We start from the raw sequence: 25732 nt of genomic DNA, 5'->3' as shown, positions 1-25732 counted from the left end.
AGGCTGAGTGGAGGGATTGATCCGGGCGTGGGAGCGCAGCGACCGTTTGGCGCAGCCAAACACAGCGAGAGGAGGTGCAGCGAAGCAAACCGTAGGCGCTGCGCCCGGATCGATCCCGCAGCGAAGGAACCCCGAGCCCCAGCGAGCGGGCCGCACGTAGGAGCAAGCCTTTTTGGTTACTTTTTCGGCGCCTGGAAAAAGTGACCCGCCGTAAGGGCGGAACCCTGATCAGCAACACCCGCAGCAACGGATATACACCCAAAACCCCAAAGAACATGGTCGGCCCAAAGGCCGCCAAGTCAAAAGCGTGAACCCTGTCAAAACCCTGAACACACAAGCAGAAACACCGCCCCCCATTGAAACCACCCAAACCCTGCCCCATCTAAGACCCATACCCCATTGCGCAGGTGCCCCATGAGCGACCAGCAAGAATTCCCGGAAAACCCCGACGACTACACCGAAGCCGAACACATCGAACACACCTCCAGCGGCAAAGGCCTCGCCCTGCCCGGCCAGAACCTGCCGGACAAGGTCTACATCATCCCGATCCACAACCGCCCGTTCTTCCCGGCGCAAGTCCTGCCAGTCATCGTCAACGAAGAACCCTGGGCCGAAACCCTCGAACTGGTCAGCAAATCCGAACACCACTCCCTGGCCCTGTTCTTCATGGACACGCCCCAGGAAGACCCGCGCCACTTCGACACCGGCGCCCTGCCGCAATACGGCACCCTGGTCAAAGTCCACCACGCCAGCCGCGAAAACGGCAAACTGCAATTCGTCGCCCAAGGCCTCAGCCGCGTACGCATCAAGACCTGGCTCAAACACCACCGCCCACCGTACCTGGTCGAAGTCGAATACCCGCATCAGCCCACCGAGCCGACCGACGAGGTCAAGGCCTACGGCATGGCGCTGATCAACGCGATCAAGGAACTGCTGCCGCTCAACCCGCTGTACAGCGAAGAGCTGAAAAACTACCTCAACCGCTTCAGCCCCAACGATCCGTCGCCGCTGACCGACTTCGCCGCCGCTCTGACCTCCGCCACCGGCCCTGAGCTGCAAGCCGTGCTCGACTGCGTGCCGATGCTCAAGCGCATGGAAAAAGTCCTGCCGATGCTGCGCAAGGAAGTCGAAGTCGCGCGCCTGCAAAAAGAAATTTCCGCCGAAGTGAACCGCAAGATCGGCGAGCATCAGCGCGAGTTCTTCCTCAAGGAACAACTCAAGGTCATCCAGCAGGAACTTGGCCTGACCAAGGACGACCGCAGTGCCGACCTCGAACAGTTCGAGCAACGCCTCGAAGGCAAAGTCCTGCCGGCGCAGGTGCAGAAGCGCCTCGAAGAAGAAATGAACAAGCTGTCGATCCTTGAGACCGGCTCGCCGGAGTACGCGGTCACCCGCAACTACCTCGACTGGGCGACCTCGGTGCCGTGGGGCGTCTACGGTGAGGACAAACTCGACCTCAAGCACGCACGCAAAATTCTCGACAAACACCACGCCGGCCTCGACGACATCAAGGATCGCATCCTCGAATTCCTCGCCGTCGGTGCTTATAAAGGCGAAATCAGCGGCTCCATCGTGCTGCTGGTCGGCCCGCCGGGCGTGGGTAAAACCAGCGTCGGCAAATCCATCGCCGAATCCCTCGGCCGGCCGTTCTACCGCTTCAGCCTCGGCGGCATGCGCGACGAAGCCGAGATCAAGGGCCACCGCCGCACCTACATCGGCGCGCAGCCGGGCAAACTCGTCCAGGCGTTGAAAGACGTCGAAGTGATGAACCCGGTGATCATGCTCGACGAGATCGACAAGATGGGCCAGAGCTACCAGGGCGACCCGGCCTCGGCGCTGCTGGAAACCCTCGACCCGGAACAGAACGTCGAATTTCTCGACCACTACCTCGACCTGCGCATGGACCTGTCGAAAGTCCTGTTCGTGTGCACCGCCAACACCCTGGATTCGATTCCCGGCCCGCTGCTGGACCGGATGGAAGTGATTCGCCTGTCGGGCTACATCACCGAAGAAAAAGTCGCCATCGCCAAGCGTCACCTGTGGCCGAAATTGCTGGAGAAGGCTGGCGTGTCGAAAGGCAGCCTGAGCATCAGCGACACCGCGCTCAAAGCCTTGATCGACGGTTACGCCCGTGAAGCCGGCGTGCGCCAGCTGGAAAAGCAAATGGGCAAACTGGTGCGCAAAGCGGTGATGAAACTGATCGACGAACCGAAAGCGGTGATCAAGCTCGGGCCGAAAGATCTGGAGGCGTCACTGGGTCATCCGGTGTTCCGCAACGAACAGGTGCTGTCCGGCACCGGCGTCATCACCGGTCTGGCCTGGACCAGCATGGGCGGCGCGACCCTGCCGATCGAAGCGACGCGAATTCATACGCTCAACCGTGGCTTCAAACTCACCGGGCAACTGGGCGATGTGATGAAGGAATCGGCGGAGATCGCCTACAGCTACGTCAGCTCGCACCTGAAACAGTTCGGCGGTGACGCGAAGTTCTTCGACGAAGCCTTCGTCCACCTGCACGTGCCAGAAGGCGCGACACCGAAGGACGGCCCGAGCGCCGGCGTGACCATGGCCAGCGCCCTGCTCTCGCTCGCGCGTAATCAGCCACCGAAAAAAGGCGTGGCGATGACTGGTGAACTGACCTTGACCGGCCATGTGCTGCCGATTGGCGGCGTGCGCGAGAAGGTGATTGCAGCGCGGCGGCAGAAGATTTTCGAGCTGATTTTGCCGGAGCCGAACCGGGGGAATTTTGAGGAGTTGCCGGATTATCTGAAGGAAGGGATAACCGTGCATTTCGCCAAGCGGTTTGCCGATGTGGCGAAGGTACTGTTCTGACCGGTAGCCGGTAGCCCCTCACCCCAGCCCTCTCCCCCAGGAGAGGGAGCCGACCGAGCTGTCTAGCGCTATGCACCGACCTGAAACACCGGGTCGATTATGGATTCGCTGACGCACGCTCAGGTCGGCGTACCTCGCCAATATCCCACGATCAGTCCCCTCTCCCCCTGGGAGAGGGCTAGGGTGAGGGCTTGGCGTTGTCACACTTTGTCTCATCTTCAGTTATGCTCGCCGTTCGTCGCCAACGTCGGAGCCGCTGACCTTATGTCCCCCACTCGCCTGTTTCTCCCCCTCGCCCTCTCGTTGCTGGCCGCCTGCGCCACGCAACCGAAACATAACGTGACCGTGGAAAAACAAAGCGAATGCCCCGTACGGCTCACAAACGGGCAAAACCTCATCATCATGCTGCCAAGTAACCCGACCACGGGTTATCGCTGGGCGATTCAGGATTCCGCCGGCGGCGTTCTGCGCGCGCTCAGTCCTGAGGTTTACAGCAATCCGGAAGATGCTGGTGTCGTTGGTGCTGCAGGTTTGTCTACCTGGCGCTTCCAGGCCTTCGCCCCCGGCACCGGGCGCCTGCGCCTGACTTCGCAACAACCGTGGGCACCGGAAGTGCTGCCAGTGGAAACCTTTGACTGCGCCATTTCGGTTAACTGATCGTGGGCTGGTTGATTCTGGCGCTGATGGGCGCGGTGACGTTTCTCTACGGTGTCAGCACCCATGCGGCGCTGCTCTGCCTGTTGGTCAAACCGCTGCCGGTGCTGGCATTGCTCGGCTGGCTGCATGATGCACCGCCCAGCGACTATCGACGCTGGATCAGCCTCGGTCTGATTTTCTCGTTGCTCGGTGATGTGTTGCTGGCATGGCCGGGCGACCTGTTCGTATTCGGACTTGGCGCATTTCTGATCGCGCATCTGGCTTATCTGAAGGCTTATCTGAGTGACTGCAAGCGTCTGGCGATTTTGCCGCTGGTACTTGCCCTCGGAGTGGGCGCGGTGCTGCTGGGTCTTCTGATTTCCAGCGGTCTTGGGCCATTGCTGGTGCCGGTGATTGTTTATGGCACGGCGATCAGCGCGATGCTCTGGCGCGCGCTGGCCCGTTTGGGCACCGATGTGCCGAAACGCTCGGCGTTGCTGGCGGCGGGCGGTGCGCTGGCGTTTGTGTTCTCGGACAGCGTGATCGGCATTGATCGCTTCGTCTCGCCATTCCACGCCGCGCCGTACGTCATCATCCTCAGCTACTGGCTGGGCCAGTGGGGCATTGCGGCCTCCGCGTTCTCCCAAAGCAAACGCGCTAGCCTTTAAAAGATCGCAGCCTGCGGCAGCTCCTACAGAAAACCGCATTCCCATGTAGGAGCTGCCGCAGGCTGCGATCTTTTGATTTGCCGCTTTATCAGACAACCCAAGCATCCCCGCGCCCTTTTGGCTAAAATGCCGGCCTTTTCCACCGACACCGCCGGAACCGCCGTGAGCAAAGAACCCGATCGCATTTTCGCCAAGCCCTTGGCCCAGGTACCCGACTTCGCCTTCAACGAAGACGTGGTGCGGGTGTTCCCGGACATGATCAAGCGCTCGGTGCCGGGTTATCCGACCATCGTCGAGAACCTCGGCGTGCTCGCCGCGCAGTTCGCCCAGCCGAACAGCGTGCTCTACGACCTCGGTTCATCGCTGGGTGCGGTCACTCAAGCCCTGCGCCGTCACGTGCGCACCGACGGCTGCCGGGTGATCGCTGTGGATAACTCTGCCGCGATGGTCGAACGCTGCCGCGAATATCTCAACGGTCAGGACTCGATGTTCCAGGAGTTGCTGCCGGTGGAAGTGATCGAAGGCGACATCCTCGCCCTCGATTTCCAGCCAGCCTCGGTGGTGGCGCTGAACTTCACCCTGCAATTCATCGCCCCGGATCAGCGCACCGCGTTGCTCTCGCGCATTCGCCAATCGCTGCTGCCGGGGGGCGCGCTGATTCTCTCGGAGAAGCTGCGCTTCAACGATGCCGAAGAACACGCGCTGCTCACCGACCTGCACGTCGCCTTCAAACGCGCCAACGGCTACAGCGAACTGGAAATCGCCCAGAAGCGCAGCGCCATCGAAAACGTCATGAAGCCCGACAGCCTCGAAGAACACCGCGAACGCCTGCTAGCTGCCGGGTTCTCGAAAGTCGTGCCGTGGTTCCAGTGTCTTAACTTTGCCTCGTTGATTGCCTTGCCATGATTGATCTCTCCCCCCTCGCTCGCCGTCTGGCCGGCACACCGCTGGCCGAATGGGCCAACACCCTGCAGGCGCAACTCGACAAGAAAATGGAGAAGGGCCACGGCGATCTGGAGCGCTGGCAAAGTGCGCTGGATGCCTTGCCGAAGATTCAGCCGAGCGAAATCGATCTGCTCAACGGTTTGAAACTCGACACCGATTGCGACGATGAAACCCGCACGCAGATGCACACCGCATTGATGGGCCTGTCGCCGTGGCGCAAAGGGCCGTTCGATCTGTTTGGAGTGCACGTCGACACCGAATGGCGTTCGGACTGGAAATGGTCGCGCGTCGCCCCGCATCTGGACCTGAAGGGCAAACGCATCCTCGACGTCGGTTGCGGCAACGGCTACTACATGTGGCGCATGCTCGGTGCCGGCGCGAACAGTGTGATTGGGGTCGATCCGAACTGGTTGTTCTTCTGCCAGTTCCAGGCGGTGCAGCGTTACCTGTCCGAGCCGAATGCCTGGCACTTGCCGTTCCCCTTCGAAGACCTGCCGCCGAATCTGGAAGGTTTCGACACGGTGTTTTCCATGGGCGTGTTCTACCACCGCCGCTCGCCGATCGAGCATTTGCTGGCGCTGAAGGATTGCCTGGTCAAGGGCGGCGAGCTGGTGCTGGAAACGCTGGTGGTCGAAGGCGACAAGCATCAGGTGCTGGTGCCGGAAGATCGCTACGCGCAAATGCGCAACGTGTGGTTCCTGCCGTCGGTGCCGGCGCTGGAGTTGTGGCTGCGTCGCGCCGGTTTCACCGATATTCGCTGCGTGGATGTGAGCACCACGACGGTCGAAGAACAGCGCGGGACTGAGTGGATGAAGTATCAGTCGCTGAGTGATTTCCTTGATCCCGAGGATCACAGCAAAACCATCGAGGGCCTGCCAGCGCCGATGCGTGCGGTAATTGTCGCCAGAAAGTAAGCATTTTTCCCGATCACCGCAGTGAGCCCACCCCTCACCCCAGCCCTCTCCCCAAGGAGAGGGAGCTGATCTTTGGGCTTTTCAAAACTTGAGTTCGACTCGGAATCTCAGGTCGACGGACTTAGCCCATCCAATCCGGTCAGTCCCCTGTACCTCTGGGAGAGGGAGCTGATCGTTGAGCTTTTCAAAACTTGAGTTCGACTCGATAACTCAGGTCGGCGAACCTCGCCCATCCAGCTCGGTCAGTCCCCTCTCCCTCTGGGAGAGGGTTAGGGTGAGGGGCTTTTTGCTCTTCGGGCGCGAAAGAATTCGGTCAACACCGCGCCACACTCCTCCGCCAACACCCCACCTTCATACAACACCCGGTGATTCAAAAAGCCCTGGGTAAAAAACTGCCCCTGACTCTGCACGATCCCCGCTTTGGGTTCCAACGCGCCATACACCACCCGCGCCACCCGCGAATGCACAATCAAGCCTGCGCACATGCTGCACGGTTCCAGCGTCACATACAGGGTGCTGCCCGGCAGCCGATAGTTATCCACCGCTTGAGCGGCCGCGCGGATAGCGACCATTTCCGCGTGGGCACTCGGGTCACTGGCACTGATCGGGCAATTGAAGCCGCGCCCGATGATTTCGCCATTCTGCACCAGCACTGCGCCCACTGGCACTTCACCGAGCGCTGCGCCTTGTGCGGCGAGGGTCAGGGCTTCGCGCATGAAGTCGCGATCACGGCTGCGGTCGATGATCGCGGCAGGGCGAATCTGGCGCATCACTTCACCTCGATGGCGGCCATCAGGCCGGTTTCCATGTGGTCGATCACGTGGCAATGGAACATCCACACCCCCGGATTATCAGCCACCAGCGCCACTTGCGCGCGCTCATTCTTGCCCAGCAAATAGGTGTCGGTGAAGTACGGAATGATCTTGTGCCGGTTCGACGCGATCACCTTGAAACTCATGCCGTGCAGGTGGATCGGGTGCTGGTACTGAGTCATGTTCTTCAGTTCGAAAATATAGCTTTGACCCAGTTTCAGGCTGGCGATCGGTCGATCGGCGCAGGTCTTGTCGGTGATGTCCCAAGCCTTGCCGTTGATTTGCCACAGGCTCGGCGGCCGCCCGTTGTCGACATCGACCGACACCGAACCGACCCATTCGAAATTGAAGTTGAGTTTCTCGGCTTTGGCCAGGTCCGGCTCTGCTACCGGGTTGGCCGGCAGTGCTTTCGGCCAGTCAGTCGGCGCATCGTTATTGGCCACCGAACGCAGCGTGCCCAGACGTACCGGCCCGTTGCGCAGCGACAGCTCTTCACCCGCCGCCGGCGCCTTGATCGCCAGACAAATACGCATGCCCGGACCGAGCCAGTATTCCTTGCCCAATGGCCGCGGTTCGACCGGGTTGCCGTCCAGCGCGTAAATCTTCGCGTCGACGCCGGGAATGTTGATGCGGTAAGTCAGCGTGTTGTCGAGGTTGAGCAACCGCACTCGAGTAATCTGCCCGGCCGGCAGATCTATGACCGGCAAGGGCACACCGTTGATCGTCGACAAGCGCCCCGCCGTGCCGCCACGCGCTGCTTCACGGGGGATGCTGAATTCGACGAAATTGCCTTCGTCATCGATGTGCCAGTTTTTCAGGCTGAGGGTCTTTTCGTACTTGAAACCGGTGGGTTCGCGCTCTTCGATGATCAGCGGCCCGACCAGCCCGCGCCCGAGTTCTTCGCTGCTGCTGACGTGCGGGTGATACCAGTAACTGCCGGCATCCGGTACGCGGAACTTGTAATCGAAGTACTCGCCCGGCAACACCGGCAGTTGCGACACGTACGGCACGCCGTCCATTTCCAGCGGCAGACGGATGCCGTGCCAGTGAATGGTCGTCGCCACCGGCAGATGGTTGATGAAGCGCACCCGCAGCCATTCACCCTGACGCACGCGCAACTCGGTGCCCGGCGCCGACGGGCCGAATGCCCAGGCCTCGGTCTTGTGCCCCGGTACCAGTTCGACGTCCAGCGGTGCGGCGATCAGCTCATAGTCGTGGCCCGCCTCAGCGTCGGCCATTTTCCCGAGCCAATAACGCGACGCGCCCCCCGCCCCGACACCAACGACAACAAGACCGGCCAGGCCACCGAGGATTTGGCGACGGGTAAAGGACATGAACTCAACTACCTCACGTATCAGCGACAGACCCCTGAAGGCCCGTAAAAGGCGAATACGATACACCTGCGGTTGAGAAACAGTAAGGGCGACCTGAGGCCGCACGCCAGCGGTCGGCTTAAAGCCGCAGCCCGGTAATCAAGTGCACCACACCGCCCTCCAAGGGCATCACACCCGCGACACCGGCGGCGCTCAACGCCTGTTGGTCCATGCTCGACACATCACGCAAAACAACCCGCACCCGCGTTAACGCCAGCGGTTGCTGGGACTGGAGGTTGTCCACACCGCCCAGCGCCGCGACAATGTCGCTGCTCAATCCGTCGGTCGGCTCGGCCGGTGCTTTCGGTGTGTCCGCGACCAGATCCGGGGTAAGGGCCTTCCAGAATGCCTTCTGCAATTGATCGAACATGTTCAGTTCTCCAAAACCCGTAAAGTATCGACGGTTGCCTCGTGAAACAGCTGCAACGCCTCGCGCACCTGCCCGGCGCTTTCCAGACCAAGCACCTGTTGCGCGATGATCTGACAATCCGCCAGCGCAAGCTCGCGCACCGTTGCCTTGACCGGTGCAATCATCGGCACGCTCACCGACAGCTCGTCCACGCCCAACCCCAGCAACAGCGGCACCGCCAGACGTTCAGAGGCCATCGCCCCGCACACCCCGACCCATTTGCCATGGGCGTGCGCAGCCTTCACGGTCATGGCGATCAAACGCAAGACCGATGGATGAAAACTGTCCGCCTGACTGGCCAGGCGCGGATGATCGCGATCCATGGCCAGGGTGTACTGCGTCAGGTCATTGGTGCCGATCGAGAAGAAATCCACCAGCGGCGCAAACAGGTCCGCCATCAGTGCTGCGGCCGGCACTTCGATCATGATCCCCAGCTTCGGCCGTTCAATCAGCCCCAGCGCCAGCACCTCCTCATCGAGCATCTGCCGCGCCAGACGCAGCTCCGACAGTTGCGTGACCATCGGCAACATGATGTGCAAGCGCGTCAGATCGCAGCAGCCAAGCATGGCCCGGAACTGCTCACGCAACAGCTGCGGGCGCTCCAGACACAAACGAATGCCGCGCACGCCCAGGAACGGGTTGGTTTCGCTGTCCATCGGCACATAGGCCAGCGGTTTGTCGCCGCCGACATCGAGGGTGCGCACCACCAGATTGTGTGCAGATCCGACGCAGCGAGCGATCGCACTGTAAGTGGCGACCTGTTCGTCATGGCTCGGCGCGTGGTTGCGGCCCAGATAGAGAAACTCCGAACGCAGCAGGCCGACGCCCGCGCCCCCCGAAGCCATGGCCTGCTCGGTTTCAGACAATGAGGCGACGTTGGCCGACACCTCCACGTGATGGCCGTCACGGGTTCGCGCGGCGAGCGTTGCATTGGCCAGCTCATGCTCATGGCGCAGATGCTGTTGCGCGTGCCGTACCTGCCATTGCTTGATCGCCGCAGGGTCGGGATGCACGTGTAACTCGCCCTTGTCGGCATCGAGCAGTACCTGAGTGCCGTTGCTCAGCGCGAGCATTTGCACCGGCAGCCCGCAGATCGACGGCAGGCCACAGGCGCGGGCGAGAATCGCCACGTGACTGGTCGCACCGCCACCGACCGTGGCAAAACCCAACACTTTGCTGGTATCGATACGGGCAGTTTGCGACGGCGTCAGTTGATCGGCGATCAGAATGCTCCCTGACGGCAGCTCCAGCGCCTGTTCGCCAATACCCAACAGCAGCTTGAGCACGCGACGCCCGACATCGGTCAGATCCGCCGCCCGTTCAGCCAGAAGCGCACTGCCCAGCTGCCGAAACATCGCCGCCGTCTCGTCCGTGGCCGAGCGCCAGGCGAATGCCGCACTTTTGCCCGCACTGATCAGCGCTTGGGCCTGATCGAGCAGACCCGGGTCTTCGAGCAGTTCCTGATGCGCCTTGAAGATCTCGGCTTCGGCCTCGCCAGCGGCGGTATCACGCAAATGCTGCAAGGCCAGATCCGCTTCGATCAGCGCATTGGCAAAGGCCTCGCGCTCGACGTCTGCTCCGCCGCCGAACTCGCTGACGTCGAAGACCGGCTCGCTGATCTGCACCACTTGGCCCAACGCCGAACCGGGTGATGCGCAGACCCCACGCAGAAGCGTCAGCGTCTCGACTTCAACCACCTCGACAGGTGCCACTGCTGCTACCGTTTCGCCACAGCCCTCGGCCAGCAAGCGGGTCAGTATATTGATTGCAGCGTCTGCATCTGCACCGACAGCACTGACCTGCACACTGTCACCAAACGCGGTCTGCAACGCCATGATCGCCACCAGGGATTTGGCATTGGCCTGAGCCTGTTGCTTATGCAGGTAAATCTTTGCCGTGAAGCCCTTTGCCGCTTGCGCGAACACCGCTGCCGGGCGCGCGTGCAGACCATTGGCATTGGGCAGTTTCAACGATTGCGAGAAAACCACCAGACCTTCTGCCGCGACTGCTTGCTCGCTGAATGCCTGCGTGCTGGCGAGTTCAAGCAACGGCTGGCCGCTTTCGACCCGTCCGCTCGACGCGCCCAGCCAGGTAAACGGCTCACCGCTGACCACCAGCATCAACGTCATCAGGCTGCGCGCATGTCGGGCGATGTAATCGGCGTCGAACTCGATCAGCGCCTGCCCGGCGGCAACCCGCTGCCCCTCTTCGACCAGACGAGTGAAACCTTGCCCGCCGAGGTTCACCGTATCCAGGCCGATGTGCATCAACAGCTGCACACCATTGTCATCGGTGATGCTCACCGCATGCCCGCTGGCCTGCACGTTGCTGATGACCCCGGCCAAAGGCGCGCACAGGGTCGACGAGGTCGGATCGATGCACAGACCGTCGCCTATCACGCGCCCGGAAAACACTGGATCGGGCACTTGATCGAGCGCCATCAGGACACCGGACAAAGGAGCCAGCAGTTGCAATGGTTGGGGTGTGGCCATGACGTCACCTGCAGTTTTATGCTTTGAAGTGCTGATGGAGCGCGACGCTCCATCAGCATCGCTTATTTCCACCAGTATTCGACCTGCAATCCGACATTCGCACCGTGGCGAGCGCTGCCGAAGGAGCCGGTATCAGACAGTGCAGAACCTTTCGCCAGTTCGTTGGCCGCACGTTTGGCCGCCTCGTTCCAGGTGGCGTACGTGTAATACAGACGCACCTCGGGACGCGCCCAAAACTCGGGGCCTTTAGGCGACCAGGTCGGGGCAAACGTGAACTTGCTCAGCTTGCGCGTGCCGCCCGGAGCTTCGACTTGATCGTGACCCAGTTCGGTGACCAGTTTGAAGTGTTCGCTGAGCGCATAGGCGGGACGCACTCCCAGCGAGATCCAGTTTTGATCGACACCGTCCGGGCGAATGTCTTTCTGATACACCGCCGCGATTTGTCCGCCAAAACGCGGGGTCACCTGCCAGTCGAAAAACTCGACGATCCGGTAACTCTTGTTGCTGTCGTCCAGTTTGACGTTACCGGTATAACCCAGCCCGGTCCCCGGCCCTTCACCGTATTGCAGCGCCAGTTTGTTCTTGCCGCCAAAGAAATTCGTTTGCACATGTTGCGCGGTGATCGCCCAGCCTCGGTGGGCATCGCGGCTGTCGGGCTTGTCGATATAGCTCAAGCCGAACTCCAGCTCACCGCCAGGGTTGGTGTTGAAACCGGCAACGTTGAAGTCATGCCGATTGATGTAGTCCTTCTGGTACAGGTTGTCCTTGCGCGAAAAGGCGTAGCTGTACTTAAGATCGCCGATCAATACGTCTTCGACCCCGCCCCCGGTGGCGCTCTGGTTCCAGTAGTAGAAGTCGGAAATATGGATGTCATTGCGCTTGTAGTAACGGCGCCCGGCCCACAGAGAACCGCCGTTGAGCGCGGGCATTGCCGACCACTGTGCATAGGCTTGCGGCAAGCGTATCGAGCCATTGTCATCTTTGAAGGTGGGACTGCGGTCGTAGCGGTTATACAGCGAAGCCATGCCATCGACACTCAGGACCGAACCGTCGTCGAGGGTGTAAAGATCCTGCCGCAACTCCAGCTCACCGTACTGCTCGCATTCGTTTCCCAGGCGATATTTGGTCTGTGCGCCGGGTAACTGGAAGCACGACTGACCGCTGCTGTTGACCGACGTGCCCACCCCACTGCGCAAGTAGCCGCCAAACTCCAGCGCTTGTGAAGTCGGCGGTAAGGCCAGGCAAAAACCTGCGACTGCAAGGCTGCGATTTATTGTTGTTTTCATAAGCCACCCCATTGTTTTTATTGTCTGGTTGCATGATTTCGGCGCGCAAAAATCCCCCGCGCAGTGCACTGCGTGTTTTTTTGAAAGCTGGTTTTCTAGTTAAATGTCAGGGATCGATCAGGTGCAGGACGAAGGACTCGTAAGGTCGCAACGCCACCTGTCGGTTGCGCAACGGGCCTGCCGGATAATTGCTGATCAACTGTCGCTGTCTCATCGATTCACTGATGACCGTCGTCGGTAATTCCACTTCACAGGGTGTCCCGTAGAAGTTGTTCACCACTAACAGGCGCTCGGCATCACCTTCCCGCACATACGCCCAGACTTGCGGATGTTCCGGCAGCAATTGTTGGTACAGCCCTTCAGTGATCAAAGGTTCGTGGCGACGCAGCGCGATCAGACGGCGGTAGTGATGCAGCACCGATTCCGGGTCATCGAGCTGGTGGGCAACGTTGATCTGCGCGGCATTGGCCGGCACCCCGATCCACGGCTCGACGCTACTGAAACCGGCATTCGGCCCGGCGTCCCAGTGCATCGGTGTACGACCGTTATCGCGGGATTTCTGCATGATCGCCGCCATGTTGTCGGCATCGCTGCTGCCGGCCTCGCGCTTGAGGCGAAAGATGTTCAGCGTCTCGACATCGCGATAATGCTCGATCGATTCAAACCCCGGATTGGTCATGCCCAACTCTTCGCCCTGATACACGAACGGCGTGCCCTGCAGAAAATGCAGCGCAGTGCCGAGCATCTTCGCCGACAGCTCGCGGTATTCGCCGTCATGGCCGAAGCGCGAAACAACTCGCGGTTGATCGTGGTTACACCAGAACAGCGCATTCCAGCCGCCACCGGCCTGCATGCCGGTCTGCCAGTCGGACAGGATTTTCTTGAGCTGAAGGAAATCGAAGTCGGCGCGCACCCACTTCTGCAGGTTCGGATAATCGACTTTCAAATGATGAAAGTTGAAGGTCATCGACAGTTCTTTCGACTGCGGATTCGAATAACGAATGCAGTGTTCAAGACTGGTCGAGGACATCTCGCCGACATTGATCAGGTCGTGCCCTTCGAAGACTTCGCGGTGCATTTGCTGCAAGTACGTGTGGACATTCGGCCCGTCGGTATAGAAGCGTCGGCCATCGCTGTCGTCTTCGGGAAAGTCCTCCGGCTTGGAGATCAGATTGATCACGTCCAGACGAAAACCACCCACGCCCTTGTCCCGCCAGAACTGCATCATCCGGAACACTTCGGCGCGGACCTCGGGATTGTCCCAATTCAGGTCGGCCTGTGTGTGGTCGAACAGGTGCAGGTAATACTGACCGGTCTGGGCTTCATATTCCCAGGCGGAACCGCCGAACTTGGATTCCCAGTTGTTCGGCTGATCACGCCAGATGTAGAAGTCACGGTAAGGGTTGTCGAGGCTGCTGCGCGCCTGCTGGAACCAGACATGTTCGATCGAGGTGTGATTGACCACGATGTCGAGCATCAGCTTGATCCCGCGCTTGCCCGCTTCAGCGATCAACAATTCACAATCGGCCATGCTGCCGTAACTCGGGTCGATGGCGTAGTAATCGCTGATGTCATAGCCGTTATCGCGCTGTGGCGAACGCAAAAATGGCGTGATCCACAAGCAGTCGACGCCCAGCCATTGCAGGTAGTCGAGCTTGGCGACGATACCCAGCAGATCACCCGTCGGGTTGCCGGCGTGGCTATGAAAACTCTTCGGATAGACCTGGTAGATCACCGAACGCTGCCAGTCTTGCATGGCACATTTCCCTCTTGAATTTTACGAGTTCTGTAGGAGCTGCCGAAGGCTGCGATCTTTTGACTTTGAGAGGCAAGATCAAAAGATCGCAGCCTTCGGCAGCTCCTACAGATCGATTCAGGCAACCCGATAACCGGGCCGGACGATCTTCATGCTGAGTGCACAGGTCAGGACAAACGGCACGAGCATGGCAATCAGCATCCCGATGACGAACATCGGGATGTACTGCGGAATGATCGAGATGAAACCCGGCAGACCACCGACGCCGATGGCCGAGGCCTGAACCTTTTTCAGCGACAGGAATACGCAGCCCAGCGCCGAGCCGGTCAGCGCGGCGTAAAACGGAAACTTGTAGCGCAGGTTGACGCCAAACATCGCCGGCTCGGTGATACCGAAGTAGGCGGAAATCGCCGAGGTCGATGCCATGCTCTTGTCCCGCGCATTACGGGTCATCCAGAACACCGCCAGGGCGGCACTGCCCTGGGCGAGATTGGACATGACGATCATCGGCCAGATGAAGGTGCCGCCCTGGGTCGAGATCAATTGCAGATCGACCGCGAGAAACATGTGGTGCATGCCGGTGATCACCAGCGGCGCATACAGCAGACCGAAAATCGCGCCCCCGACCATCGGTGCCAGATCAAACAGCATGACCAGCCCTTCGGTGATGAAGATGCCGATGTGGCGGGTCACCGGGCCGATCACCGCCAGTGCCAGCACACCGGTGACGACAATCGTAGTGATCGGCACCACGAGCAATTGAATGGCGTTCGGCACGCGGGCGCGCAACCATTTTTCGATGACACTCATCACGTAGGCCGCCAACAGAATCGGCAGGATCTGCCCCTGATAACCGACCTTTTCCACCTGAAACAATCCGAGAATGTCGAAGTACGGCAACTGCTGCCCGTCCAGCCCCGCCACGGCCTTGCCGTAGTTCCAGGCGTTGAGCAGATCCGGGTGCACCAGCATCAGGCCGAGCACGATGCCGAGGATCTCGCTGCCGCCAAAACGTTTGGCCGCTGACCAGCCCACCAGCGCCGGCAGAAACACGAACGAGGTATTGGCCATCAGATTGATCAGGCTCCACAGCCCGTCGAGTTTCGGGTAGGCATCGAGCAGGGTCTGCCCTTCGATGAACATGCCTTTGGCGCCGAGCAGATTGTTGATACCCATCAGCAGGCCGGCAATGATCAATGCTGGCAGGATCGGCATGAACACATCGGAAAACACCCGCACCAGACGCTGCATGGCGTTGATCTTTTCGGCGCTTTTCTGTTTGACGTCAGCGATGGTCGAGGCCGCGAGACCGGTCTGGCGACGCAGTTCGGCATAGACCTTTTCCACTTCGCCCGGACCGATCACCACCTGATACAAGCCGCCGGTGAAGAACGAGCCCTTGACCAGATCGATCTGATTGAGCGTGGCAGTGTCGACCAGGCTCGGGTCCTTCAGGGCCAGTCGCAACCGCGTGACGCAATGGGCGGCCTGTTCGAGGTTGTCGCTGCCACCGAGGCTGTGCAGCAATTGCCTGGCAATGTTCGGATAGTCGTGGCTCATGCTTGTTCTTCCGCTATGGATTGTTGTTATTGGCAGCACGCCGAAGCGAAAAATACTCGTCTGTACGAGTTAATGCAACAACTCGTACAGACGAGTTTGTTTATGTATGTTCCCGCCAGACCGAAGGCGAAATTTCCTACTCAGCCCTAAGGTGATTTCCATCGTCCACATGGACAAAGCCCTACCCTGGCCTTAAGGTTCGTGGCTTTGAGCACAGTCGGCACCGAGCCTACCCATGAGCAAATACAACCAGATCTATAGCGATCTGCTGGCCAGCATCACGACTGAACGCCTGGAGCGCGGCGCCCGTCTGCCTTCCGAAACCGAACTGATGGACAGCTATCAGGCCAGCCGTGGCACGGTGCGCAAGGCGATCGAACTCCTTCAGGAGCGTGGCTTTGCGCAGAAAATCCACGGCAAAGGCACCTTCGTGCTTTCGACCAACCCGATCGAATTTCAGCTCGGCGGCATCGTCAGTTTTCAGGAGACCTATCCGCGCCTCGGCAACGATGTCAGCACCGAAGTGGTCGAGCTGAGCCAGATCCCGCTTGAAGGCGCCCTGCTCGAGCACATCCATGCCGAGCCGGGCAGCCTGATCACGCGGATCAAGCGCGTACGGCGGATCGATGGCAAACGGGTCATCCTCGACATCAACCACTTCGTCAGCGAAGTGATTCCCGACCTGTCCCTCGAGATCGCGGAGCAGTCGATCTACGCCCATATCGAACAGACCCTGCAGTTACAGATTGCCTACGCCCAGCGCACCATCGAAGCCGTGCCCCGCAGCAAAGATGATCAATTGCACCTGGACCTCGACGGCCAGAGCCATGTGATCGTGGTCAGCAACCAGACCTTCCTCCAGGACGGTCGTCAGTTCGAGTACACCGAATCGCGGCACACCCTGGACAAGTTTTACTTCTCCGACGTGGCACGACGCTGACCCCCCGCACGTTTCGAACGACAATGTGCGGTACATATGTAGTGCACTCCCCTTGAGCGAACAGGCCATGCTCCGCCTTCATTTTCTCAAGGATGGAGAAAGCATGAACGCAGCCCAGCAACCTCCTCTGCCGAACCCGGCAGACAAAGCAGCTCTCAAGCGGATCGCCTTTACTGTCGTGCAAAACTGCCCCGGCCTGCAGGATGCAGCACGTGAAGCCGCGCGTGATCTGCTCGAAGCAAAAGGCTTGTCGAGCCTTGATCCGGATCAGGTGTATTTCCATCGCTTCAAGACAGCCCAGAGCAGTACTCGCTCGTTTACCGGGTGGGAGCACATCCGCGAAAAACCCTACGAATCGACGACGCTGACACAACTGGTGATTCATCGTTTTCGCGCCACCGACCAGGACAACGCCGATCTTCTCGACCTGTACGGCGGCTTCTATACAGAGGGTCCGCAGGGCGAAAACTTCGACGAAAAAAATCAAGTACGCCTGCATGGCAATGAGGTCTTGAAAGCCTTTTGGAGCCTCGACTTCAGTGGTCATTACAGCGCCACTCTGACGGACTTCTGGAACAGCCACGCCGATGATTTCCGCACCTTGGCCAAGTGCAATTTCCTCAGCCGCGCGGTGCAGGCGCTGGACCTTGGGCAACTCACCGGCAGTGACTTTCAATGGTTGGTGGACTCGGTAGTGGGGCCTGTCAGCTGGCCGGTAACCCTGAGCATGCTGCAAGCGAGTCACGCTGCGACCGGGGATGTATACGCCTTCGACATTGACGGGCATGTCGCGACGCGACTACTGCGCATTGTCGATCCCGGTGGCCGGCAGATTATTTACCTGCCCGGTGAAACCAAGGCGTTCGTGGTCAAGGATACGGCGGCAGACCTGCACTGGTGGGTGCTTGACCAAATGAACGACGCGAACCGCCGCGCGGCCTTCATGGAGCATTTCGCACTCGCCGACCGTCAGCTCATGACCGAGAACCTGACCGACCTGATGAATCGGCTGGTCGGCACTTGGGGCCGGGCCGACCATCACCTGGTCAACCGCACAAACCTGCGGTTGACTGATGATGCATTCAGTTGGCTACGCGACTCGACCCGCCAGGCGATGTTCGCAGAGGCCCACCTCTCGCTGACATCGAATGGTGATCTGCGCAAAAAACTGTGGATCGGTTATCTGAGCGCGGGACTCAAGGTATTTGGACCGATGGCCACTGTCGGCTGGCCGCTGGCGCTGCCGGTGATTGGTGCCACCATCGTGAACATGGGCCTGAATATCGATCAGGCGCAAAACGGCAAAACCAGGGCCGAGCGCAAGGCCGGCGTACTGGGTGGGGTGCTGAATGGCATCAATCTGCTGTTCAACCTTCCATTGCTCATCGGCACCGGGCCGATGCTGGAGGTGGGCGCTGAGGTCGATGCGGCTGAGGCTGCTGAAATGGCCGAATACAGCGAATTCCTGAGCCCCTCCGTCGAAACTGAAAACCCGACACAGATCATGGTGCCGGACGATGCCGACATTAGCGTGCCGAATCTTGATGAAACGGTGCTGGTTCCAGCGCAAAAGGCTGCACCGCCACCGGTGCCCGAACGTTATCAGTGCAACGAATTGCTCGATGGCACCCCACTCGACGAGGAGTCCGGTAAATACCAGGGGATCTACCGACTCGATACTGATCCGCCCTACGCCATTCTGATGAACGACAATCCGTACTATGTGCGTTATTTCGCTGACTCGAATGGCGCTGGTGACTGGGCGATCGTTGACCCGCAAAGACCCAACCAGCTTGTCCATTCCTTGCCGATCCGCCTCAATGGCGCCGGTGAATGGGAACGGATGCCAGCACTGGGCCTCAAGGGCGGTGGCCAATGCATGGGCAAACAATGCACTCCCGATATCCAGCTCGACACCTTCGAACCCGCAGCGCCCGAGACACCCGAGACGCCCGCGCAACCTCTGGCAGATCCGCAACCGTCGACATCGCGCCCGCCACGCGCTGTGCGCAGCGCCTACGATATCGATCCGACTGTGCGCCGTTCGATAAAGGGCTGGGCGCTGAACCTGGATGAAACCCATGCCCAAATGCAGAACGACGGTGCTGGCGGTCTTGGTATCGAAGACCCGTTCGAGTTGTTTGCAGTCGGCAAACGCCAGCTGTTGCAGCACTCAGCCAGAAGCTTTTTCCAGAATTTACCGTGGATTACCCAGCCCGTGCGTCCGTCGATCCCCGAGATCAACCGCCTGATGCCAATGGCCGACCTCATCGACCGGATTTTCGAAAACGCGTCAGGACTGGTGGTGGGAGCAACTCTCGACCGCATCGCCAGTACGCGTTTTCTGATTGAAAACATGCCGGCGCTGGCCCGGCATGCGAAAACGCTTTACATGCGTGGCCTGCTCAGTGACTTCGCTCAAGTGGAATTGAACCGCTACCTCACGAGCGGCGATATGTCTGCGGATTTGCAGACCTACTTAAGCAGTCTCGGCACTGACCCGGGCGGGCGTTTCAACCCGATTGAACTGGTCAAGGTCGCCAGGAGCCACGGTGTTCGGCTTCAAGCCATCGACTGCGCGGCGAGCTATAAAATGAAAACACCGCTGCCCTCCGTCGACGAGCAGATGATGGGCACCTACCTGACCAACGACATCATGACAGGGGATGCTTACCTCAACAGCCCGGAAAAATGGATCGTAGTAACGGATGCTCAAAACACCAACACCTTCAGAGGGCTGGCGGGCGTCAGTGAATTGAAGAGAGGGATCGGCCTGCGTATTGATGAAGTCGCAGTCGATGAAGAACCGGGTGTGGATGTCGACCCGGGAATTGAAATACCACGCGGCAGCTCTCCTGCCAGTGGAGCCAGACAAGGCAATCTGGATCTGCTTCGCGCCGACTTGCGCCTGAAAGTCCAGGCACCCGAGGTGAACTGGAGCGAGGTGACGCTGGAAAATCTGCTGCATAGGCGCGGCATGTATCTATTCAAGAAAACCGGCAACGTCTACACCCTGATCCATCGCAGCAAGCAAGGCATGCTCCAGCGCACCGCGATCACTCGCTTGAGCGACGGCAAGTTCTCCCTCCACCGACCCGCCTGGCAGCGCGTGAATGACATCGGGTTTGCCAGCCTGAAAGAGATGTCCCAACGACTGGTCGAGACTGGGCTGATCCTGCAAAGCCGAATCCCTGATTGAGTTTTCGCCAATAAAAAAATATCAAAAACGCAAAGGCCGCGTGAAACATGGTTTCACGCGGCCTCTTGATCTGCCTGCAGTCACGCCATCAAAGCGTGCGCGGGATCACTCCCACTCAATGGTCGCCGGCGGCTTGCTCGACACGTCGTAAGTGACGCGGGAGATGCCTTCGATTTCATTGATGATGCGGCCGGATACGGTTTCCAGCAGTTCGTAAGGCAGGTGTGCCCAACGCGCGGTCATGAAGTCGATGGTTTCCACGGCGCGCAGGGCAACAACCCAGGCGTAACGACGGCCATCGCCAACAACGCCAACCGATTTCACTGGCTGGAACACCACGAACGCCTGGCTGACCTTGTGGTACCAGTCGGCTTTGCGCAGTTCTTCGATGAAGATGTGGTCAGCGCGACGCAGCAGGTCGGCGTATTCCTTTTTCACTTCACCGAGGATGCGCACGCCCAGGCCCGGGCCCGGGAACGGGTGACGGTAGACCATGTCGTACGGCAGGCCCAGTTCCAGACCCAGACGACGGACTTCGTCCTTGAACAGTTCGCGCAGTGGCTCGACCAGTTTCAGGTTCATCTCTTCCGGCAGGCCGCCCACGTTGTGGTGCGACTTGATCACGTGGGCCTTGCCGCTTTTCGCGCCAGCCGACTCGATCACGTCCGGGTAGATGGTGCCCTGTGCGAGATACTTGATGTTTTCCAGTTTGTTCGACTGGGCATCGAAGACGTCGATGAAAGTGCGTCCGATGATCTTGCGCTTCTTCTCCGGATCGGCTTCGCCGGCCAGGTTGTTGAGGAACTGCTCTTCAGCGTTGGCGCGGATCACTTTGACGCCCATGTTCTCGGCGAACATGGCCATCACTTGCTCGCCTTCGTGCAGACGCAGCAGGCCGTTGTCGACGAAGACGCAGGTCAGTTGATCGCCAATGGCTTTGTGCAGCAACGCAGCAACGACCGAGGAGTCAACGCCGCCGGACAGACCCAGCAGCACGTTGTCGGTACCGACCTGTGCGCGGATGTTGGCGATGGCGTCTTCAGCGATCTTCGACGGGGTCCACAGGGCTTCACAGCCGCAGATGTCGAGAACGAAGCGCGACAGGATGCGACCGCCCTGCTTGGTGTGGGTCACTTCCGGGTGGAACTGCACGCCGTAGTAGCCACGGTCGTCGTTGAACATACCGGCGATCGGGCAGCTCGGGGTGCTGGCCAGAATGTGGAAGTCTTCCGGCATCCTGGTGACCTTGTCACCGTGGCTCATCCATACGTCGAGGCCGAACAGGCCGTCAGCGTCGATGTGGTCTTCGATGCCGTCGAGCAGGCGGCTCTTGCCGACCACGTCAACGCGGGCGTAACCGAACTCACGCAGTTCGGAACCTTCAACCTTGCCGCCCAGTTGCTCGGCCATGGTCTGCATGCCGTAGCAGATACCGAAGACCGGTACGCCCAGATCAAACACGGCCTGCGGGCAACGCGGGCTGTCGGCGACGTGCACGGACTCGGGGCCGCCGGCGAGGATGACGCCTTTAGGAGCGAATTCGCGGATCGCATCTTCGTCCATGTCGAACGGGTGCAGTTCGCAGTACACACCGATTTCGCGCACACGGCGGGCAATCAGTTGGGTGTATTGCGAACCGAAGTCGAGGATCAGGATGCGGTGAGCGTGAATATCGAGGGCCATGATTCAGTCTCGTCTAAGTCGTTCAGAAACAGTCGTGATTCAGAAACAACTCGGGGCTGAATCAAACAGCCCCGGTTGCTTACTTTATTGCTTGAAGGCTCAACCTACGCGGTAGTTTGGCGCTTCTTTGGTGATCTGCACGTCGTGCACGTGGGATTCGGCCATGCCAGCGCCGGTGATCCGCACGAACTCAGGCTTGGTGCGCATTTCTTCGATGTTGGCGCTACCGGTGTAGCCCATCGAAGAACGCAGACCGCCCATCAACTGGTGAATGATCGCGCTCAGGGTGCCTTTGTACGGCACACGGCCTTCGATGCCTTCCGGAACGAGTTTCTCGGCGCCTGCCGAGGAGTCCTGGAAGTAACGGTCGGAAGAACCTTGAGCCTGGGACATGGCGCCCAGCGAACCCATGCCGCGATAAGCCTTGTACGAACGGCCCTGGAACAGTTCGATTTCGCCCGGCGCTTCTTCAGTACCGGCGAACATCGAGCCCATCATCACGCAGGAAGCACCGGCTACGATGGCCTTGGACAGGTCACCGGAGAAACGGATGCCGCCGTCAGCGATCAACGGAACGCCAGTGCCTTCAAGGGCAGCGGCAACGTTGGCGATGGCACTGATTTGCGGGACGCCGACACCGGCGACGATACGGGTGGTGCAGATCGAGCCAGGGCCGATACCGACCTTGACTGCGTCAGCGCCTGCTTCGGCCAGGGCCTTGGCAGCGGCGCCGGTGGCGATGTTGCCGCCGATCACCTGCACTTCAGGGAAATTCTCTTTGACCCAGCGAACGCGGTCGATCACGCCTTTGGAGTGACCGTGCGCGGTATCGACTACCACCACGTCCACACCAGCGTTGACCAGAGCGGCTACACGGTCACCGGTGTCTTTACCGGTACCGACAGCAGCGCCCACGCGCAGACGACCTTGATCGTCCTTGCTGGCCAGCGGGTAGGCTTTGGCTTTTTCGATATCGTTGACGGTCATCATGCCTTTGAGGGCGAATTTGTCGTCAACGATCAGCACACGCTCGATGCGGTGCTTGTGCAGCAGTTCGCGTGCTTCGTCTTTGCTCGCGCCTTCCTTGATCGTGACCAGACGCTCTTTGGGCGTCATCACTTCACGGACGGTGGCTTCCAGACGGCTTTCGAAACGCACGTCACGGGAGGTGACGATGCCGACCAGGTCGCCATCGTGCAGTACCGGAACGCCGGAAATATTGTGCATGCGGGTCAATTCGAACAGGTCACGCACCGTGGCATCAGCCTCGATGGTGATCGGATCCTTGACGACGCCGGCTTCGAACTTCTTGACCTTGCGCACTTCGGCAGCTTGCTGCTCGATGGTCATGTTCTTGTGGATAATGCCGATGCCACCTTCCTGAGCCATGGCGATTGCCAGACGGGCTTCAGTAACGGTGTCCATGGCGGCAGAAACCAGAGGAATGTTCAGCTCGATGCCACGGGTAAGGCGGGTCTTGAGACTGACTTCGTTAGGAAGTACCTCGGAATAACCGGGCACTAGGAGAATGTCGTCGAATGTCAGAGCTTCTTGGCTGATACGCAGCATCGCGGGGGCTCCCGAGCGGGAAAATGGAAGCGCGCCATTATAGTCAGACACCCCCTGCTGTTCAATGTAAAACTCAGCTTAATATCAATGTTGCTGATGTACGGGAATCCCCGCCGTTACAGCTCCACCTTGACCCACGAGACAGGTTGATCGAGCCAATCGGCGAACTCATCGATAAAGCTCTGCTTGAAGCCCGCCTCCAGCCAGTTGTTGAAGATGAAGCCGAGGTTGGAGAACGCGCACTCCTGCAGGTAAAGGAAGCCGTTGATGTCATCTTCATGCCCGCATTCCGGGCAGGTGAAGTTGTCAGTGCGGCCCGGGAACCAGTCTTCGAGGCTTTCGAACAGCGCTTCGCCGACTTCACGGCGGCATTCGGCGCAACCGGCTTCTTCCAGAAAGCCCTTGGCCGGGGTGTAGATGCAGCGTTTGGTGACGATTTCCAGGCCATTGATCGGCTCACCGAACGGCAACGCCTGCGGGTGCAGCACGACGGCACGGGCGCCATCGGCAATCGCGTAAGCCATGCGATTACCAGTGCGACCACAAGTTGTCAGCTCTTCTTTGATGATGTTCTTGCGCACCAGCCAGCGCACGATCGCCCGGGCCCGGGGTTCGTGGACCGGCAGGGTGGAGATTTTCGGGACGATGATGCTTTGCGAATTCATGGAAAGTCCTGCGGTGTGGCTTCTGACGCCTTCGCGAGCAAGCTCGCTCCCACAATGGAATGCATTTCCCACAGTGGGAGCGAGCCTGCTCGCGAAGAGGCCCTAAAGGCCGGCAGCTTAATCCCTGACAAAATCCGGTCAAGTGCTGAGGTAGCGCCCGATCAACGCAAGCCCGCTCGCCAGCACCAGCCACGTCACCAATCGCACAAACGCCTCGCGCGACAATTTCATGGTCAAGCGCCGCCCGATCCACAACCCCAGCGCCATGGCCGGCAACAGACACAGCGCCAACATCAACAAGGGTAGCTCGGCATACACACCGGCGATGGCGAACAGGCTCAAGCGCACCACCGTGCTGCAACTGATCAGCGCACTTTGCGTGGCCCTGGCGGCCTCTTTCGGCAGACGGCTGTTGAGATAAATCGCATATAGAAAGCCGCCACTGCCAAACAGCGCCCCGAACAATCCACCCACAGTCCCCATCGGCACTGCCCACGCCGCCGACAACTGCGCTGGCCGCGCTTTCACCCACAGGCTGTAAATTGCATAAGCGCTGATAAACAGCCCCATCAACAACAGCAACACATCGGATTTGAGGTTGAGCAGAAAAATCACCCCTAACGTGCAACCCACCGCCATGCATGGCAGCAGCCGCAACAACTCCGGTTTCGCCACATCGCGCCGTGACGGCAGCAGATTGCCGAACGCTGCGACAAAGTCCAGCAACACCAGCAACGGCACAATTTTCGACAACGGCATGAACAGAATCAAAATCGGCCCCGCCACCAGTGCCGTGCCGAATCCGGCAATGCCGAACACGATGTAAGCCAAGGCGATGCCCAGCCCGATCACCGCCCAACCACTGGCGCCCCACGACCACTCACTCAATAACCCCACCACGCTCATCGATCTGCTTCCTTAATAAGCCTGAGATGACTTTAGCCAGCGCCGAGGGTTGCGACTAATATCTTCAAAGCCACCGACTCATCTCAAAAAGGCATTACTCGTGCTTTCGACTCGTCAATTGCGTTATTTCGTCGAAATCGCCGACTGCGGCAGCTTCAGTGCGGCAGCCGAACGGCTGTTTATCGCGCAATCGGCGCTGAGCCGGCAGATCAAGGACATGGAAACGCGCCTGCAAACGCCGTTGTTCGAACGCACCGGACGCCAGCCCAGACTGACCGCGGCGGGCGAAGCGTTTCTGCCGCGGGCAAGAAATCTGCTCAATGAGCTGAGCAAGGCCAGCGCCATGGCCACTGAAGTGGGCAATGGTCAGCTCGGCACCTTGCGCCTCAGTCATTCCAGCACCGTGTCGATCAGCGGACGCTTGCTCAGTGACATCGGCGCTTATCTGCAGCAACACCCCGGTGTGTCGCTGGACATCGGCAAATTGTCTTCCGAGGCGCAACTGGAAGAGTTAGCCGAAGGACGCCTCGATATCGGCCTGCTGCGCATGCCGGTATTGCGTCAGCGTGAAGGGATTCAGATTGTGCCGTTGTTTACCGAGCGTTTGCTGCTCGCGGTGCCGGACAGTCATCGTATGGCGAATGCCAGCGCTGTCGAACTGGTGCAATTGAAGGACGAAGCGTTCATCTCCATTCCGCATCCGCAACGCGGTGGACTGAGTTACCTATGTGCCGACCTGTGCATGCGTCAGGGTTTCTTCCCCAAAGCGGCGCGGGTGATGTCGCGCAAGACCACGCAATTGCAGCTGATTCAAGCCGGTTTTGGCATTGCCCTGCTGCCGGAATCCATGCAGGACATCGCTCCGAGCGGCGTACGCTTTCTGCCGCTGGCCGATCCCGATTGCCAAAGCACCGTCGCCCTCGCCTATCGCCAGAATCCCAACCCGTTGATCCAGCACTTCCTACAGACTTTCACCCCTCCCCCCTGTGGGAGCGAGCCTGCTCGCGAAAGCGGACTGTCAGCCACTGAAGATGTCGAAGGATAAGACGCCTTCGCGAGCAGGCTCGCTCCCACAGGGATTTGTGGT

19 protein-coding genes are annotated in these 25732 nt (G+C 59.7%); 8 read left to right on the top strand and 11 right to left on the bottom strand.

The genetic code is table 11. The features are described 5' to 3' along the window. Positions 1-414: 414 nt before the first annotated feature. The 5 genes from lon (at position 415) to cmoB (ending at position 5995) form a co-directional block, all read left to right on the top strand. On the top strand, positions 415-2832 hold the full coding sequence (gene lon / locus F8N44_RS28895) for an endopeptidase La (protein WP_034153561.1): 2418 nt from the start codon (positions 415-417) through the stop codon (positions 2830-2832). 264 nt (positions 2833-3096) lie between these two features. Beyond that, positions 3097-3489, top strand: coding sequence for a protease inhibitor I42 family protein (locus F8N44_RS28890; RefSeq protein ID WP_007916811.1), 393 nt, complete (start codon positions 3097-3099; stop codon positions 3487-3489). A 2-nt stretch (positions 3490-3491) separates the two neighbouring features. Beyond that, positions 3492-4136 (top strand): lysoplasmalogenase, encoded by a 645-nt coding sequence (locus F8N44_RS28885; protein WP_191630969.1) that lies wholly within the window; start codon positions 3492-3494, stop codon positions 4134-4136. A 126-nt stretch (positions 4137-4262) separates the two neighbouring features. Further along, the gene (cmoA, locus tag F8N44_RS28880; RefSeq protein ID WP_175559565.1) at positions 4263-5042 is read left to right on the top strand and encodes a carboxy-S-adenosyl-L-methionine synthase CmoA; all 780 of its coding nucleotides are present in this window, start codon (positions 4263-4265) and stop codon (positions 5040-5042) included. Then, entirely contained in the window at positions 5039-5995 is a 957-nt protein-coding gene (gene cmoB / locus F8N44_RS28875) for a tRNA 5-methoxyuridine(34)/uridine 5-oxyacetic acid(34) synthase CmoB (protein WP_150652715.1), read from the top strand. Before cmoA ends, cmoB begins: the two co-directional genes overlap by 4 nt. 269 nt (positions 5996-6264) lie before the next feature. Here the strand turns inward: cmoB and tadA are convergent, their stop codons facing one another. The 7 genes from tadA to treP form a co-directional block, all read right to left on the bottom strand. After that, positions 6265-6765, bottom strand: a complete 501-nt coding sequence (gene tadA / locus F8N44_RS28870) for a tRNA adenosine(34) deaminase TadA (protein WP_150652714.1) — start codon at positions 6763-6765, stop codon at positions 6265-6267. Further along, positions 6765-8141 carry a multicopper oxidase family protein gene (locus F8N44_RS28865; protein WP_150652713.1) on the bottom strand — a complete coding sequence of 459 codons (1377 nt, stop codon included), beginning with the start codon at positions 8139-8141 and terminating at the stop codon, positions 6765-6767. Before F8N44_RS28865 ends, tadA begins: the two co-directional genes overlap by 1 nt. A 118-nt stretch (positions 8142-8259) precedes the next feature. Then, positions 8260-8550 carry a PTS transporter subunit EIIB gene (locus tag F8N44_RS28860; RefSeq protein WP_150652712.1) on the bottom strand — a complete coding sequence of 97 codons (291 nt, stop codon included), beginning with the start codon at positions 8548-8550 and terminating at the stop codon, positions 8260-8262. Positions 8551-8552: 2 nt separating this feature from the next. Further along, complete coding sequence (gene ptsP, locus F8N44_RS28855; protein ID WP_150652711.1) at positions 8553-11081, bottom strand: phosphoenolpyruvate--protein phosphotransferase; 2529 nt, start codon at positions 11079-11081, stop codon at positions 8553-8555. A 62-nt stretch (positions 11082-11143) separates the two neighbouring features. Then, complete coding sequence (locus F8N44_RS28850) at positions 11144-12367, bottom strand: maltoporin (RefSeq protein WP_150652710.1); 1224 nt, start codon at positions 12365-12367, stop codon at positions 11144-11146. A gap of 106 nt (positions 12368-12473) precedes the next feature. Then, positions 12474-14123 carry an alpha,alpha-phosphotrehalase gene (gene treC / locus F8N44_RS28845; protein WP_150652709.1) on the bottom strand — a complete coding sequence of 550 codons (1650 nt, stop codon included), beginning with the start codon at positions 14121-14123 and terminating at the stop codon, positions 12474-12476. A gap of 117 nt (positions 14124-14240) precedes the next feature. After that, complete coding sequence (gene treP, locus F8N44_RS28840; RefSeq protein WP_150652708.1) at positions 14241-15683, bottom strand: PTS system trehalose-specific EIIBC component; 1443 nt, start codon at positions 15681-15683, stop codon at positions 14241-14243. A gap of 235 nt (positions 15684-15918) precedes the next feature. Here treP and treR point away from each other — a divergent pair, with 235 nt between their 5' ends. Both treR and F8N44_RS28830 read left to right on the top strand, forming a co-directional pair. Further along, positions 15919-16623, top strand: a complete 705-nt coding sequence (treR, locus tag F8N44_RS28835) for a trehalose operon repressor (protein WP_150652707.1) — start codon at positions 15919-15921, stop codon at positions 16621-16623. A gap of 52 nt (positions 16624-16675) precedes the next feature. Further along, entirely contained in the window at positions 16676-19822 is a 3147-nt protein-coding gene (locus F8N44_RS28830; RefSeq protein ID WP_224794828.1) for a membrane-targeted effector domain-containing toxin, read from the top strand. Between the two features lie 105 nt (positions 19823-19927). Here the strand turns inward: F8N44_RS28830 and guaA are convergent, their stop codons facing one another. From guaA to F8N44_RS28810, 4 genes are all read right to left on the bottom strand, one after another. Further along, positions 19928-21505, bottom strand: a complete 1578-nt coding sequence (gene guaA, locus F8N44_RS28825) for a glutamine-hydrolyzing GMP synthase (RefSeq protein WP_007916833.1) — start codon at positions 21503-21505, stop codon at positions 19928-19930. Between the two features lie 99 nt (positions 21506-21604). Continuing rightward, positions 21605-23074 (bottom strand): IMP dehydrogenase, encoded by a 1470-nt coding sequence (gene guaB / locus F8N44_RS28820; RefSeq protein ID WP_007916845.1) that lies wholly within the window; start codon positions 23072-23074, stop codon positions 21605-21607. Between the two features lie 116 nt (positions 23075-23190). After that, entirely contained in the window at positions 23191-23739 is a 549-nt protein-coding gene (locus F8N44_RS28815; RefSeq protein ID WP_150652706.1) for a sugar ABC transporter ATPase, read from the bottom strand. A gap of 138 nt (positions 23740-23877) precedes the next feature. Further along, a complete protein-coding gene (locus tag F8N44_RS28810) occupies positions 23878-24645 on the bottom strand; it encodes a sulfite exporter TauE/SafE family protein (protein ID WP_150652705.1) in 768 nt (255 codons plus the stop codon). Positions 24646-24745: 100 nt separating this feature from the next. Here F8N44_RS28810 and F8N44_RS28805 point away from each other — a divergent pair, with 100 nt between their 5' ends. Further along, positions 24746-25690 carry a LysR family transcriptional regulator gene (locus F8N44_RS28805; RefSeq protein WP_150652704.1) on the top strand — a complete coding sequence of 315 codons (945 nt, stop codon included), beginning with the start codon at positions 24746-24748 and terminating at the stop codon, positions 25688-25690. The last annotated feature ends 42 nt before the right edge of the window (positions 25691-25732 follow it).

This window comes from Pseudomonas fluorescens (assembly GCF_902497745.1).
Lineage (GTDB): Bacteria > Pseudomonadota > Gammaproteobacteria > Pseudomonadales > Pseudomonadaceae > Aquipseudomonas > Aquipseudomonas fluorescens_BM.
This window is presented reverse-complemented; position numbering and strand designations above follow the sequence as displayed.